This is a genomic window from Variovorax glacialis, assembly GCF_051216375.1.
Lineage (GTDB): Bacteria > Pseudomonadota > Gammaproteobacteria > Burkholderiales > Burkholderiaceae_C > Variovorax.
On sequence record NZ_JBPJZT010000024.1, the window covers coordinates 1 to 14,915 of the forward strand.

General features: G+C 65.1%; 14 protein-coding genes. 6 read left to right on the forward strand and 8 right to left on the reverse strand.

From position 1 onward, the window contains the following. Window positions 1-313: 313 nt before the first annotated feature. From ACSFBL_RS32375 to ACSFBL_RS32400, 6 genes are all read right to left on the reverse strand, one after another. Window positions 314-1,333 (reverse strand): LysR family transcriptional regulator, encoded by a 1,020-nt coding sequence (locus tag ACSFBL_RS32375; protein ID WP_435519918.1) that lies wholly within the window; start codon window positions 1,331-1,333, stop codon window positions 314-316. Between the two features lie 327 nt (window positions 1,334-1,660). After that, entirely contained in the window at window positions 1,661-2,554 is an 894-nt protein-coding gene (locus ACSFBL_RS32380) for a LysR family transcriptional regulator (RefSeq protein ID WP_435519919.1), read from the reverse strand. Between the two features lie 73 nt (window positions 2,555-2,627). Beyond that, window positions 2,628-3,566, reverse strand: coding sequence for a LysR family transcriptional regulator (locus tag ACSFBL_RS32385; RefSeq protein WP_435519920.1), 939 nt, complete (start codon window positions 3,564-3,566; stop codon window positions 2,628-2,630). Window positions 3,567-3,764: 198 nt separating this feature from the next. Further along, entirely contained in the window at window positions 3,765-4,775 is a 1,011-nt protein-coding gene (locus tag ACSFBL_RS32390) for a LysR family transcriptional regulator (protein WP_435519921.1), read from the reverse strand. Window positions 4,776-5,001: 226 nt separating this feature from the next. Beyond that, the gene (locus ACSFBL_RS32395) at window positions 5,002-5,955 is read right to left on the reverse strand and encodes a LysR family transcriptional regulator (RefSeq protein ID WP_435519922.1); all 954 of its coding nucleotides are present in this window, start codon (window positions 5,953-5,955) and stop codon (window positions 5,002-5,004) included. 13 nt (window positions 5,956-5,968) lie between these two features. Then, entirely contained in the window at window positions 5,969-6,901 is a 933-nt protein-coding gene (locus ACSFBL_RS32400) for a LysR family transcriptional regulator (RefSeq protein WP_435519923.1), read from the reverse strand. Window positions 6,902-7,048: 147 nt separating this feature from the next. On the opposite strand from ACSFBL_RS32400, the gene ACSFBL_RS32405 reads away from it, so the two are divergent. Then, window positions 7,049-8,611, forward strand: a complete 1,563-nt coding sequence (locus ACSFBL_RS32405; protein ID WP_435519924.1) for a Na+/H+ antiporter — start codon at window positions 7,049-7,051, stop codon at window positions 8,609-8,611. A 21-nt stretch (window positions 8,612-8,632) separates the two neighbouring features. On the opposite strand, the gene ACSFBL_RS32410 is transcribed toward ACSFBL_RS32405, so the two are convergent. Beyond that, the gene (locus ACSFBL_RS32410) at window positions 8,633-9,334 is read right to left on the reverse strand and encodes a DUF899 family protein (protein WP_435519925.1); all 702 of its coding nucleotides are present in this window, start codon (window positions 9,332-9,334) and stop codon (window positions 8,633-8,635) included. Window positions 9,335-9,538: 204 nt separating this feature from the next. Here ACSFBL_RS32410 and ACSFBL_RS32415 point away from each other — a divergent pair, with 204 nt between their 5' ends. From ACSFBL_RS32415 to ACSFBL_RS32435, 5 genes are all read left to right on the forward strand, one after another. Then, the gene (locus ACSFBL_RS32415; RefSeq protein ID WP_435519926.1) at window positions 9,539-9,940 is read left to right on the forward strand and encodes a nuclear transport factor 2 family protein; all 402 of its coding nucleotides are present in this window, start codon (window positions 9,539-9,541) and stop codon (window positions 9,938-9,940) included. An 11-nt stretch (window positions 9,941-9,951) separates the two neighbouring features. Then, on the forward strand, window positions 9,952-10,536 hold the full coding sequence (locus tag ACSFBL_RS32420) for a putative pterin-binding protein (protein WP_435519927.1): 585 nt from the start codon (window positions 9,952-9,954) through the stop codon (window positions 10,534-10,536). A 3-nt stretch (window positions 10,537-10,539) separates the two neighbouring features. Continuing rightward, entirely contained in the window at window positions 10,540-12,258 is a 1,719-nt protein-coding gene (locus tag ACSFBL_RS32425) for an IlvD/Edd family dehydratase (RefSeq protein ID WP_435519928.1), read from the forward strand. A gap of 105 nt (window positions 12,259-12,363) precedes the next feature. Continuing rightward, window positions 12,364-13,479, forward strand: coding sequence for an MBL fold metallo-hydrolase (locus tag ACSFBL_RS32430; protein ID WP_435519929.1), 1,116 nt, complete (start codon window positions 12,364-12,366; stop codon window positions 13,477-13,479). A gap of 293 nt (window positions 13,480-13,772) precedes the next feature. Next, complete coding sequence (locus ACSFBL_RS32435; protein ID WP_435519930.1) at window positions 13,773-14,489, forward strand: Crp/Fnr family transcriptional regulator; 717 nt, start codon at window positions 13,773-13,775, stop codon at window positions 14,487-14,489. Window positions 14,490-14,504: 15 nt separating this feature from the next. Here the strand turns inward: ACSFBL_RS32435 and ACSFBL_RS32440 are convergent, their stop codons facing one another. Next, complete coding sequence (locus tag ACSFBL_RS32440) at window positions 14,505-14,825, reverse strand: hypothetical protein (RefSeq protein ID WP_435519931.1); 321 nt, start codon at window positions 14,823-14,825, stop codon at window positions 14,505-14,507. Window positions 14,826-14,915 lie beyond the last annotated feature (90 nt).

Consider the following 14,915-nt stretch of genomic DNA (forward strand, 5'->3'; position numbering starts at 1 on the left):
GTATCCAGCAGAGGGTCCCCCACTCTTGCTGAGATTGAACGGCTGTTGCCGCCTTCGGCGCCACCTCAACTCCAGTCTTCTGATCCCCTTCGGGAGAGAGGCATCCATAGCATCTCCCATCAAGTCGATGGGCCTCCTAGGATGCGCGTTGGGGCGCGGCAGCCAAAGCCCCGCCTTGTAACGCGCGTACTTTCGGTCGACTTGCGTTGTAGGAAGGCTCCTACTAATGTCGGGCCTGGTTTCTCCCGGGCGGCATCAAGGACCGACCCCCTTAAGGCCCGCCTCGTGCGGGCCTTTTTTTCGCAGGCTCCTTCTATGCCACGCGACGCTCATCCCGAACGGTGTCGCCGCCCGACCGGAGGATCTTCACGGAGCAGGCGTCGGCCATCGCCGGGACCGGGACCGGGGGCGCTGCCTCGACGAACTTCATGACCTGATCGCGGAACCACATGTGGGCGGCGTGGCGATGGGTGCGGTCGTGCCAGAAGAGGCAGACCTCGAACTCGAAGGCGTCGAAGGGCATCGCAATTTCGTCGGGCGCGTAGCGATCTCGGTAGCGCATGGCGAGCGACCGCGGCATCAGCGCCACCATGTTCGATTGCCCCACGAGATGCGGTGCGGTGAGGTAGTTTGGCGTCACGAAGCGCCTATTGCGCCGCAATCCGCGCGCCTCCAGCGCAACATCCACGGCTTCGCCGAAGCAGTTCGTCGAATTTGGCACGATCGCCACGTGTTCGAGATCGGCGAACTCTTCCACCGACAGCTTCCGGCCGATTGCCCAGTGCCCGACGTGCGCGACGCAGACGATGCGATCGCGGAAGAGCGGCCGATACCGCAGTTCGTGCAGCGATGTCGGCAGAGGTCCGATGTAGAAGTCGACTTCGCCAGCCTCGAGCACCTGGCTGACCTGCGCCGGACTGATCGGGTGCCTCAGGGACATCCCGATGCCCGGATAGTCGGCGCCGAAACGCTGCACCAGACGATCGACGAAAAGGCATTCCAGGTAGTCCGACGCCACCATGCTGAAAACGTGCTGCGTACGCTTCGGATCGAAGGCGACCGCATGGCCGAGCAGCTGATCCATCTCCCGCAGGATCCGCCCCGCGAACTCGCGCATGTGGATCGCCTTGGCGCTCGGAATCAGTCCGCCGGAGCCCTTCACCAGAACGGGATCCGACGTGATCACGCGCAGCTGGCTCATCGCCCGGCTCATCGCGGGCTGGCTGATGGACAGAGCTGCCGCGGCGCGAGAGACCTGCGAATGATCGACGAGAGCGACCAGGCACTTCAACAGGTAGAGATTCAATTCGCTCGTGGCGTTGACTTGCTGCATGGCGTTCACCTCATCTCGCAGTTCCAATGCGCCCGAACCAGTCCTCGACGTAGATCAAGACGGCTGCAAACAGACAGCGGGCAAACGGGGCATGGGGGGTAGTGCCAAACATCTAGGAGCTTGCTGGAGTGGTCATGGCTCCACTATCGACCGCGGGCTCGATACCGTCCAATGGATTCCCGGAATCAGGTCATCACTGATATCGATGGCGGGGCATTCCTTCCCGAGAACGATTCGACGATGAGGTCCTTGAGCTACCGGGCGCAAGTCCAGCCGCTGGCTTGAGGGTCATTCGCGAGGTCGGCGCTTGTCTGCCGATCGGGCGTGTCACCCAGGCGATTTTTCTTCCGCGAACATCTCGATGATGAGATTCCTTAGCCATTGATGGGCGGGGTCGGCGTCATTGCGACGGTGCCAGATCAAGTTGACTTGCTTCGTGGGTATGGGAATCGGCAGGTCGCGCTCGCAGACCCGAGATGCATAGCTGCCGAGATCCACGATTGGAATGGGCACTGTGGCGACAAGGTCTGATTCGGCAACGACAGCCGCGATCGGTAGCCAGGAGTTGATAGTGAGCGCGATCTGGCGACGCACACCGCGCGCCTCCAGCACGGTCTCGTAGAGCGGCGAAGCGGAGCCCTGCGTCAGCACATCCATGTGACGGGCCTGGAGGTAGCGTTTCAGCGTGAGCTTTCCGCTGGCCAATGGATGTCCCCGTCGCATCAGGCAGCGGAAATTGAAGTGCCAGAGCGCATGAAGCCTCAACACGATGTCTCCGGTGGTAGGGGAGTGCGGTCCGACATACATGTCGAGTCCGCCGCGTTCGAACTGGGCCTCCATACCGACGACCCTGCTTGGGATTGCATCGATCCTCACGCCCGGAGCGACCGTCTCCAGCTTCGATGCGAGGCGCGGCATCATCCAGTACAAAATATAGTCGGCCATGGCGACCCGGAAGCGCCCGCCGTACAGGGATGGATCGAAGCCGCGTGACGAAAGGGCTTCTTCGAGCCCTCGCCAATGAGGTTCGAGTTGTGCCCACGATTCGCGCCCCCGGGCTGTGGGCCGGATGCCAGTGGCAGTCTTTTCGAAGACCGGGTCACCCAGCGTTTCGCGCAATCGCGCCAACGAATTGCTGATGGCAGGCTGCGTGCGACTCAGCTTGACTGCCGCTCGCGTCACGCTGCCTTCGCTCATCAGCGCTTCGTAGACACGCAGCAAATTCAGGTCCAGGGAAGCGAATTGACTGTTCACGGCGACACCACCCCCAAGCGCGGACGATCATCGAGTCACATCAGGCGGTTGCATTCTCTCCTGCAAACGCTTCAACGATGAGGTTTCTGAGCCATCGATGCGCGGAATCAGCCTCGCTGCGGCGGTGCCAGATCAAGTTCATTTTTCTCGCAGGCAGGGGAATCGGAGGGTCGCGCTCGCAGACCCTGGACGCATGGACGCCGAAATCCGCGATGGGCGTGGGCACCGTGGCGACAAGACCCGATTCAGCCACGATGGCCGCGATCGGCATGAAGGTGCTGATAGTGAGTGCGATCTTGCGATGCACGCCGTGCGCCGCCAGCAGGGCGTCGTAGCCGTACGAGGAAGGCGTCAAGCCGTATCCCAGCACCTCGACGTGGCGGGCCTGGAGGTAGCGTTCCAGCGTAAGCTTTCCGCTGGCCAGTGGATTCTTCAGACCGATCACGCACCTGACACCCACCGGCCACAGTGGATGCGTCCTGAAGCCGCTCAGGCCATCTGCCAAGCCGTCGGGGTCTAGTCCGATGGCCAGGTCAACTCCGCCGCGTTCGAACAGCGCATCGAGACCGACGACCGCGTATGGCATGACATCGATCCGCACGCCCGGTGCCATCGTCTGCAGTTTCCGCTCGAGGCGCGGCATCATCCAGAACAACTCATAGTCGGACATGGAGATCAGGAAGCGCCCACGGTATCGCGATGGATCGAAGCCGGCTGAGGAGAACGCTTCCTCGATGCCTCGGCAATGGGGTTCGAGTCGCCGCCACAGCTCGCTTCCGCGCGTGGTCGGCCGAATGCCGGTGGCAGTCGTCTCGAACAGCGGATCACCGAGCGTTTCGCGCAGTCGCGCCAGTGAATTGCTGATGGCAGACTGCGTGCGATTCAGCTTGACCGCCGCGCGCGTTACGTTGCCTTCGCTCATCAAGGCCTCGTAGACACGCAGCAAGTTCAGATCCATCGAATCGAACAGACTACTCACTGGGAACCTCCGTGAAAGCGGACGGGTGGATCTATTGAAGCCAGCTTCCGCAACAATTCACCTGCGAGTCGAGGCCTGCTGCTGTTCAAGGTCGCCTTTCGTGCGCCCCACAGGGCGTTGGGGCCTGGTTTCTCCCGGGCGGCATCAAGGACCGACCCCCTTAAGGCCCGCCTCGTGCGGGCCTTTTTTCGCTGGCTTCTATGCCACGCGACGGCCATCCCGAGCGGTCTCGCCGGACCGGAGGATCTTCACGGAGTTGGCGTCAGCCGACGCACGGACGCGGGGCGCTGCCTCGACGAACTTCATGACCTGATCGCGAAACCACATGTGGCCGGCATGGCGATGGGTGCGGTCGTGCCAGCAAAGACAGACATCGAAATCCGGGACGTCGACCGGCATCGCGATCTCGGCCAGGCCGAAGCGGTCGCGGAAGCGCGTCATCAGGGACAGCGGCAGCAACGCCACCATGTCCGAATCTCCCAGGACATGGGGCGCGGTCAGGTAGTTCGGCGTCAAGTAGCAGCGGTTGCGCTGCACGCGTTGGGCCTCCAGCGCCCGATCGACGCTTTCGCCAAAGGCAGTGACCGTGTTGGGCACGATCACCATGTGTTCGAGCGCGGCGAATTCCCCGGGCGAAAGGCGCCGGCCCACGGCCCAGTGCCCGGCACGCGCCGCGCAGACGATGCGGTCGCGGAAGAGCGGCCGGTAGCGCAGTTCGTGAAGGCATGGCGGCAGCAGGCCGACGCTGAAATCCACCGCGCCGGACTCCAGCTCCATGTTCAACTCCGTGGGATGGATCGGATGGCGCAAGGACAGCTCGATGCTCATCTCCTCGTCGCAGAAGCGCTGCACCAGGCGGTCGATGAAGACGCGTTCCAGGTAGTCCGAGGCCACCACGCGAAAGACCTGGCGCGAGCGCTTCGGATCGAAGGCGACCGCATGGGCCACCAACTGGTCCAACTCCCGGAGAATCCTGCCGGCGCACTCGCGCAACTGGATCGCCTTGGCACTGGGAATGAGTCCGCTGGCACCCTTGACCAGGACCGGATCTGCCGTGATCGCCCGCAACTGGCCCATCGCCCGGCTCATCGCAGGCTGACTCATGGACAACGCCGCCGCGGCACGAGAGACCTGCGAGTGATCGACGAGAGCGACCAGGCACTTCAGCAGGTAAAGATTCAACTCGCTGGTGGCGTTTGCTTGCTGCATGGCATTCACCCGGCGGTTCCGCCGAACAAGACGACCGCAAGCAGACAGGCTGCAAACGGGGCACGTGAGGTCCTGCGATAGAGCCAAGGGTGAAGAGAGTTCATGGCCGCACTATCGAGCCCGGACCCGATACCGTCCAATGGATTCGCGGAATCGGGCCATCACTGACTTCAATGATCCGTCGCGATCGCGTAGGTCGTCACAACCCTGACGGGCGTGTGTCGCGCTAGGCGGGTGCATTCATTCCCGAGAACGATTCCACGATGAGGTCCTTGAGCCACTGATGCGCGCGATGCCCCTCGCTGCGAGCGTGCCAGATCACGCGGAGTTGGCGCTCGGGTAGCGCGATCGGAAGGTCGCGCTCGCAAAGCCTGGGCGCATAGTCCCCGAGATCCAGAACCGGCGCAGGCACCACGGCGACAAGATCCGACCCAGCCAGGATGGGCAGAACCGGAGCAAAGCCGTTGATGGTGAGCATGATGCGGCGACCCGCGCCGAGCTCTGCCAGGCGCCCCGCACGCAGCACATTCGGCATGCCGGGCAGCATCACCTCCAGGTGGCGGGCCTGGAGATAGCGCTCCAGCGTGAGTTTTCCGCGCGCAAGCGGATGCTGCCGACGCATCAGGCAGCGGTGGCGAACGGGCCAGAGCGCGCGCATTTTCAACCCGGTCAATGTCATGGCTTCGTCGTCGGAGTGCATCCCGACAGCCATGTCCATCCCGCCGCGTTCGAATTGCGCTGCCAGGTCGAAGTCCGAATAGGGTACGACCTCGATCGTCAGGCCCGGAGCCAGCGTCTGCAACTCGTGTGACAGGCGCGGCATGACGAACGCCACCGTGTAGTCGGACATGGCGATCAGGATGCGCCCGTCGTAGTGGGTCGCGTCGAAGCTTGTCGGCGAAAGGGCTTGCGCGAGACCTCGATAGTGGGGTTCCAGCCGCTCCCACAATTCGCGTCCGCGCACCGTCGGCCGGATGCCTGTCGCAGTCTTCTCGAACAGCGGATCACCCAGCATTTCCCGCAGCCGCGCCAGCGAATTGCTGATGGCAGGCTGGGTGCGGTTCAGCTTGATCGCCGCGCGCGTCACGTTGCCTTCGCTTATCAAGGCCTCGTAGACACGGAGCAAATTCAAGTCCAGGGAATCAACAGGATGGTTCACGGCAAAGCCCGCGGCGAGCACAGACACCTATTCATCAGGCAGGCATGCTCGTGTCTTCAAACAAGTCGACGATGCAGTTCCTGAGCCACCGATGGGCGGAACTGCGCTCCTGGCGGCTGTGCCAGATCAGATTGATCTGACGACCCGCGAGCGGAATCGGAAGCTCGCGCTCGCAAACCCTGGACGCGTAATGGCCGAGATCCGCAACTGGCGCCTGCAAGATGGCGACAAGGTCCGATTCGGCAACGATGGCAGGGATCGGCAAGTGGTCGTTGACGGTGAGCGCGACGCGGCGACGTACGCCATGGGCTGCCAGCAGGGTGTCGTAAATCGGCCCGGGCATGCCGGGCAGCAGGACATCCATGTGGCGGGCCTGAAGAAAGCGTTCCAGCGTGAGTACCCCTGTGGCCAGCGGATGGTCCCGGCGCATCAGGCAGCAGTATTCGACAGGCCAGAGTGCATGCAACCTGAGGCCGCGCACGACGTCTGCCGAATCGCCGGGGCGCGTTCCCACGGCCATGTCGAGACCGCCCCGTTCAAACAGCCACTCCAGTTCGGTGCGGGTAAACGGTATGACGTCGATGCTCATGCCTGGGGCTTGCGTCTGCAGAACCGGCAGGAGGCGCGGCATGAGGCGCACCAGTGCGTAGTCGGTCGTCGAGACGAGGAAGCGCCCCTCGTACCGGAACGCATCGAAGCCGTCTGGCGAGAGCGCTTCCTCGATGCCTCGGCAGTGAGGTTCGAGCTGCGCCCAGAGTTCGCGCCCGCGTACGGTCGGCCGTACGCCGGTGGCAGTCGTGTCGAACAGCGGATCACCCAGCATTTCGCGCAGTCGCGCCAGCGAATTGCTGATGGCCGGCTGCGTGCGGTTCAGCTTGATTGCCGCCCGCGTTACGTTGCCTTCGCTCATCAAGGCCTCGTAGACACGCAGCAAGTTCAGATCCATCGAATCGAACAGACTACTCACTGGGAACCCCCGTGGAAGCGGACGGGTGGATTCTATTGACAAGCCAGCTTCCGCAACTCTATTCACCTGCGAGTCGAGGCCTGCAGCTGTTCAAGGTCGCCTTTCGCGCGCCCACAATGTCGTCCTTGCGGAGAAGGACACCCCGACATGGCCACGTTCGAATGGATCATCGTGCTGCTGCTCGGCGCAGCACTGCTGGCGGCGCTGGCGCGCAGGGTCGGCGCGCCCTATCCGACCTTCCTCGCGCTCGGCGGCACGCTGCTCGCCTTCGTGCCCGACAGCCCGAACTGGACGCTCGACCCGCATCTCGCCCTGACGCTCTTCGTCGCACCGGTGCTGGTCGATGCCGCCTACGACACCTCCCTGCGCGACCTGCGGGCCAACTGGAGGCCGGTCGCCGGCCTCGTCATCGCGGCGGTCGGCACCACGGTGCTGGCGGTCGCCTTCACCGCCCGCTGGCTGGTGCCCGGGATGCCATGGCCGGTCGCGATCGCGCTCGGCGCCATCGTCGCCCCGCCCGATGCCGCGGCCGCGACCGCGGTGATGCGCCAGGTAAAGCTGCCGCACAAGCTGCTGAAGATCCTCGAAGGCGAAAGCCTCCTGAATGATGCGAGCGCCTTGCTGGTCTACCGGCTCGCCATCATGAGCATGATGGCCGGGCACCTCGGCTTCGGCAGCTTCGCGCCGGTGTTCCTGCTGACCGTGTTCGGCAGCGTGGCGGCCGGCATTGCCTGCGCCCATGTGCTGGGCCCGCTGGCCACCCGCATCGGCGATGTGCCGATCTCGCTGATCGTGATGTTCGCCCTCACCTTCGGCGTGTGGATCGCTGCCGAGGCGATCGGGCTCTCGGGCATCCTCACCCTCGTCGCCTATGCGATGACGGTCGCCCGGCGCGGCACGCAGATGCCGGCGCGGATGCGCGTTCCGATCTTCGCCGTGTGGGAGACCGTCGTCTTCGTGCTGAACGCCTTTGCGTTCGTGCTGATCGGCATGCAGCTGCGGCCGATCTGGACGCGGCTCGAAGCCAGCGGCGGACAGGCCCATGCGCTGACCACGGCGGCGGTCGTCCTGGCCGTGACCATCCTTGCGCGCTTCCTGTGGGTGATGATCTATCAGGCGATGAAGCGTCGCCGGTTGGCAAGAGCCGGCGACGAAGCGCACTCGAAGCCGACGCTCGGCAGCGGCATCGTGCTGTCCTGGGCCGGAATGCGCGGCATCGTCACGCTCGCCGCGGCCTTCGCCATTCCCGAGACGCTGTCCGACGGTACGCCCTTCCCGTTCCGCGACCTGATCCTGCTCTGCGCCTTTGCGGTGGTGCTCGGCACGCTGGTGCTGCAGGGGCTGACGATGGCGCCGCTGATCCGCGCCATGGGCCTGACCGATGACGACCCGGTCGGCCGGGAGATCCGCCTGGGCCGCACGCACGCGTACGGCGCGCTTCTCGATGCGATCAAGGACGACGACACGCTGCCGGCGAAACTGCTGCGCAAGGAGTACGGCGCCGTGGTCGAACTGAACACCGGCCATACGCCCGAGGGGCGGGTCGACGAAGTGCCGGGCGGACCGCTTCGCCGGCATGCGATCACCGTGGCGCGCCAGCGCGCGTTCGAGCTGCGCCGCGACGACGTGATCGGCGACGACGCCTACCGCGTGCTCGTGCAGGAACTCGACTGGGCGGAACTGAGCGCCGGGGGTGGCCGGCCCGATTGAGCGGGCAAGCCCGCCGTGCGGTCAGTACTGGAGCTTCGGATACCAGTCCGTGCCGCGCCCGCCCGGCGTCAGGTCGAGGATCAACCAGAGCGGGGCGATGTCCGGCGCGCCGCGCGGATCCTGGCCGGGGTCGGCCATCTCGCCCGTCATCTCGCCCGCCCAGAACAGGCGGACCTTGTCGCCATCGCGCTTGAACACGATCAGCGCCGGGTATTCGCTTCCGTCCGGCTGCAGCACGCCGATGTCCTTCGCGTAGTCGTCGCCGACGGTCTGCACAAAATTTAGATCGCGCCAGCCGCGTTCCTGCGCGAAGGCGTACTGCCGCCCGACCGGCGAGCGCCCCAGCACCTTGAGCGCCACGCGCTGCTTGATGTCGGCCGCGTTGCCGTTCAGCGCGCCGAGCAGGTTGGTGCACATCGGACACGGCCGCTCACGTTGCGGGCCGTACATCCAGAAGTAGGTGACCAGCGTGTCCTTGTCCCCGAAGAGATCGACCAGCCCCGTGTCGAAACCCTGCTCGTCCTTGAAGCGGTAGTCCTTCTCGATCACGGGACCGGGCGGCAGCGCCTGGCGCTGCTCGACCATGCGCGTCATATGGCGCCGAAACTCGATCTCTTCCGCCAGCAGCGCCTGCCGCGCAGCAGCGTACTCGGCCGACGCGCCTGGGAATGGCCTCTTCGCCTTTTTCGCCAGTTCGGCGGCCGGGGTCAGTGTCTGCTTCATGCCGTTGCTCCTTTGCCTTGCGACTGGAGTATGGAAAACAACTGCGGATTTCCCAAGAAGACATTGATGAGTTTTCCGCGTCGGACGTTCACTACAAGGCGTCGCCGCATTCGCGAAAACTTACATTTGCGCACCCCGGAAACGCCCACGCGGGCTGCGATCCGCGCGCAAACTGTTCGCCCCTCAATCCACAGGAGACGCGCCATGGGAACCCCGACCGAGATCGCAAGGCAAGGCTATGCAGCATTCGGCAAGCGCGATATTCCGGCGCTGCTCGAACTGTTGGCGGATGACGTCGAATGGCGCTTCTTCGGCAGCCCCGCAACCGGCACACCCTATGGCGGTACCTGCAAGGGCAAGCAGCAGGTCGCCGAATTCTTCGGCACGCTGGGCAAGGCCGACGAGATCCTCGAGTTCGAGCCCCGCGAGTTCCTCGAGGGCCCTAACCATGTGACGGTCCTGGGCCGCATCAAGGGCCGGGCGCTGCCGGATGGCAAGGTCCATGAATCCGAATGGGTCCAGGTCTTCAGCTGGAAAGACGGCAGCACCAAGATCAGCCGCTGGATCGGAACGGGCGACACCGCCGCAAGGCTCAACGCGAAGTAGACAATGGCTGGATGAACAAACGACGCTTCCTGGGCACGGCAACGATCGCCGGACTGTGGCCCGCAGTCGACGCACTGGCTGCGGACCCGGCCCGCAAGGGCCCGGGCCTCCTTACGGTCAGCGGGGCCATCGGCAAGTCGAACCGGGGCCCGGTCGATCCGGCGCTCGACCAGTTGCTGGTCAAGCACGGTGTCAAGTTCGACAAGGCCTACGTGTTCGACTCCGACGCTTTGCTGCGCCTCCCCGCCACCGGCATCAAGGCCACCCTGGAGTACGACGCCAGGATGCACGCACTCGCCGGCCCGCTGTTGACCAGCGTGCTGGAGGCGGCGGGCATCCCCCCGACCAGCGAAGTGACGATCGCCCTCCGCGCAGTTGACGGCTACGTCGTGCCGCTGAGCATGGCGAACGCGCGCGCGTACCGGATGATCGTGGCCACCGAGATCGACGGCACGCCGCTGGCGCTGGGCGGCCTGGGTCCGCAGTGGGCGATCTACGAGGCCGACACGCTTGCCGCCTTCAAGGACAAGCCGCTCAAGGAGCGCTTCGCGCTGTGCCCCTGGGGCCTGTACAGCATCGAAGTCACGCGCAGCTGAGCGATGGACAAGCCAACCGGCCTCAAGACGGGCCTGACCAGCTACGGCGACCAGGGTTTCTCCCTCTTCCTGCGCAAGGCCTTCATCAAGGGCGCGGGCTACACCGACAGCGCACTCGACCGGCCCGTGGTGGGCATCGCCAACACAGGCAGCGCCTACAACCCCTGCCACGGAAACGCGCCCCAGCTCATCGAGGCCGTCAAGCGCGGCGTGATGCTGGCCGGCGGCTTGCCCATGGAGTTCCCGACCATCTCCATCCACGAGAGCTTCGCCGCGCCGACCAGCATGTACCTGCGCAACCTCATGTCGATGGACACCGAGGAAATGGTGCGCGGCCAGCCGATGGACGCCGTGGTGCTCATCGGCGGCTGCGACAAGACCGTGCCCGCGCAGCTGATGGGTGCGGCGTCGGCGGGCATCCCCTCGATCCAGCTCATCACCGGATCGATGCTGACCGGCAGCCACCGCAGCGAGCGGGTCGGTGCCTGCACCGACTGCCGCCGCTACTGGGGCCGGTTTCGCGCCAGCGAGATCGACGAGGACGAAGTCGCCGAGGTGAACAACCAGCTCGTCGCCAGCGTCGGCACCTGTTCGGTGATGGGCACGGCCAGCACCATGGCCTGTATCGCCGAGGCGCTGGGCATGACGATGCCGGGCGGCGCATCGCCGCCGGCCGTCACGGCCGACCGCATTCGCATCGCCGAACAGACCGGAACGCAGGCCGTGCAGATGGCGCGCGACGGCCTGACCATCGACAAGGTGCTGACACCCGCCGCCTTCGAGAACGCCATGCGCGTGCTCCTCGCGATCGGCGGATCGACCAACGGCATCGTGCACCTGACGGCCATTGCGGGGCGGATGGGCCTGGAGATCGACCTCGCCGCACTCGACCGCATGGGCCGCGACACACCGGTGCTGCTCGACCTCAAGCCGTCCGGCCAGCACTACATGGAGGACTTCCATCATGCGGGCGGCATGGCGACGCTCCTGCGCGAACTCAAGCCGCTGTTGCGCCTCGACGCGATGACGGTGACCGGCCGCACCCTCGGCGAGGAGATCGAACGTAGCGGCGCCGGCTTTGCGCAGGACGTCGTCCGGCCCATTGCGAACCCCATCTATCCGCAGGGCGGCATCGCGGTGCTGCGCGGCAACCTGGCGCCGGGTGGCGCCATCATCAAGCAGTCCGCGGCGGACCCTCGACTCATGGAGCATGAAGGCCGCGCGGTCGTGTTCGAGAACGTCGAGGACCTGGCGAATCGCATCGACAGCGACGACCTGGATGTCATCGCGGAGGACATGCTGGTGCTGAAGAACATCGGTCCCAAGGGCGCGCCCGGCATGCCGGAGGCGGGCTACATCCCCATTCCGCGCAAGCTGGCACGCGCGGGGGTGAAGGACATCGTGCGCATCTCGGACGGGCGCATGAGCGGAACCGCGTTCGGGACCATCGTGCTGCACGTGACGCCGGAGTCGGCCGTGGGCGGGCCGCTCGCCCACGTGCGCAATGGCGATCGAATCCGGCTGAGCGTGCGGGATCGGGAGATCGCGTTGCTGGTGCCGGACGAGGAACTGGCGCGACGCGCAGAAGCAGCACCTGTCATCACGCCGACCGCCGAGCGGGGGTATCGAAAGCTGTTCCTGGAGACTGTCATGCAGGCGGACAAGGGTGTCGACTTCGATTTCCTGCGGGCGGCCAAGGTGGTCGGGAAGGTGCCCGAATAGAAGCAATTCCACCTCTTGATTCGAGCCGCATCGAAGCGCCAAATGGTGAGCCGCGCCGCCTGCCTGGAAGCCTGTCGAGCACGCCGGCGTGAAAGGGAGGCCATCGTGAAGCGCCGAAACCTGATCACCGCTGCCCTGTCTGCGCCCCAACTCCTGATTGCAGGTTGCGCCAGCCCGACCTCACCCGGCGCTACCGGAAGCCCCAACCCTGCGCAGGCGCAGGTCACGGTGCTCTACGACGCATTCGGCCGCAATCCGGCGTTGCAGAGGGACTGGGGCTACGCCGCATTGGTCGAAGTCGGCGGCAAGCGGATCCTTTTCGATACCGGCAACAACGCCGACGTCCTGGCGAAGAACGTGGTAGCCATGAAAGCCGATCTCACGAAGCTCGACTTCGTCGTGATGTCGCATCGGCATGGCGACCACATGGGCGGCATGAGCTATCTGTTCGGCGTCAACCCGAAGGTCAGGATCTACGCGCCGAAGGAAGGCTTCGGTGTCTACGGCTCCGACCTGCCGAGCGCGTTCTACCGAAAGGACGACGCCCTGCCGCCCGAGCAGCGCTACTTCGAAGGGAGGCCGCCCGAGGTGATGCGCTTCGGCAGCGCATGGCCGCAGGCCAACATCGTGCTGGTAGACAAGCCCACGATGATCGCGCCGGACATCCATCTGATCTCTCTGGTGTCCGACAAGCCCGGCACGCTCGAACTGCGCGAACTCTCGCTGGCGCTGGAGACACCCGACGGCATGGTGGTCGTGGTCGGCTGTTCGCACACGGGCATCGACAACATCGTCAAGGCCGCTGCGGCGATCCAGCCGAAGGTCCAGTGCGTCGTCGGCGGCCTGCATCTCGTCGTCGCGAAGGACCCGGACATCGAGGCCATCATCACGACGCTGCGCGATACGTACAAGGTCGCCTACGTCGCCCCAGGCCATTGCACGGGCGAACCGACTTTCGGCGCCCTGCGAAAGGCCTTCGGCGAACGCTGCCTCTACGCCGGGCTGGGCAGCACGATCGCGCTGGGTGCCGCACCCCGCACGGTCGGCGAAAGCCAGCCCACCGCGCCGCCGGCGCTGGGCGAGGACGATCTGCGGAGCTACCGGACACTGTGGGCAACGAGCGGCGACCGCCGAGGCCAGCTGTTCGCCGACCTGCAACGAACCACGCCGGGCGGCGCCTATCTTGGGCAATGGCGTCGCAGCATGGCGGGTTGTTGCTGAGGACGTCGATGTGCGTGCGGCACGGCTGTTGGAAGGGACAGTCACCGGCATCGAGGAACCTCCCATGACAGGAGGGCGCCGAAGCAACCTCTACCAGCGCCGGATGACCGTCACTCCAAGCATCGGACGATCGACGGCTCGCGTCTGTGCGCCGACGCACGGTCGGGCCGGGGCCGCAGGAACGTCTGTGCGGTAGCGGACAGATCGCACGCCAAGTGCCTATACTGCAAAGAAGGCGGGCGCGCACGTGCACGCCCCAGGTCATCCTCGAAGCCCACACATCGGAGGTAGCGATGGCCCCTCAGCCCGAACCGAGAACGAATCGCCTGCTGAGCGCCCTCCCCGATGGCGAATGGCAGCGCTGGCTGCCCCAGCTGGAAGCGGTCGAGATGCCGCTGGGCCAAGTGCTGTATGAGTCGGGCACCACGCTGAGCCACGTCTATTTTCCGACCACCGCCATCGTCTCCCTGCTGTACGTCATGGAGAACGGTTCGTCCGCGGAGATTGCCGTGGTCGGCAACGAAGGCATCGTCGGGATCTCGCTGTTCATGGGCGGCGAGTCGACGCCCAGCCGCGCGGTCGTGCAGAGCGCCGGCCAGGGCTTCCGGCTGAAGGCACAGGCGATCAAGGACGAGTTCAACCGGGCCCCTGTCCTTCACCTGCTGCTGCGCTACACCCAGGCCCTGATCACGCAGATGGCGCAGACAGCGGTCTGCAACCGGCATCACTCGCTGGACCAGCAGCTGTGCCGCTGGCTGCTGCTGAGCCTCGACCGGTTGCAGGGCAATGAACTCGTGATGACGCAGGAACTGATCGCCAACATGCTCGGCGTACGCCGCGAAGGCGTCACCGAAGGCGCCCTCAAGCTGCAGAGGGCAGGACTGATCAGCTATTCGCGAGGTCGCATCTCCGTGCTGGACCGTCAAGGGCTGGAGGGGCGCTCCTGCGAGTGCTATGCGGTGGTCAAGAAGGAATACGACCGGCTGCTTCCGGACAGGATTGCCATCTAGACGGTTGGATGGGCCTTACTTGGGCCCTGCCGGGTTCATCATCTTGGATGCATCCGCCACCTGCTGCGTCATCTGCGCCTGTGCTGCGGCCGCCAGGCCCATGAGGCTCTCGGCATGTTCTCGCGCAAAGGTCGCATAGTTTTCCGCGAGACTGCGGACCAGATCGGCCTGGGCACCGGACGCGGGCGCGCCACCAAAGGCCTTCTGTGCCAACTCCAGGTACTTCTGCGCGCTCGTGTTGACCAGGTCGGTCATGTCCTGGGACTGCGCGAATCGCGTGATGAGTTCGGCGTTCGCTGTGGAAAGCTTGACGAAGGGTTTTGCGAGGTCTTGCATGGCGGGCCTTGGTCCGTGTCGATCGGGCACTACTTTTAGGCTTCTCGTTGACGGCACGTCTGTACGCTGGCGCACATACCGGGTTGCCTT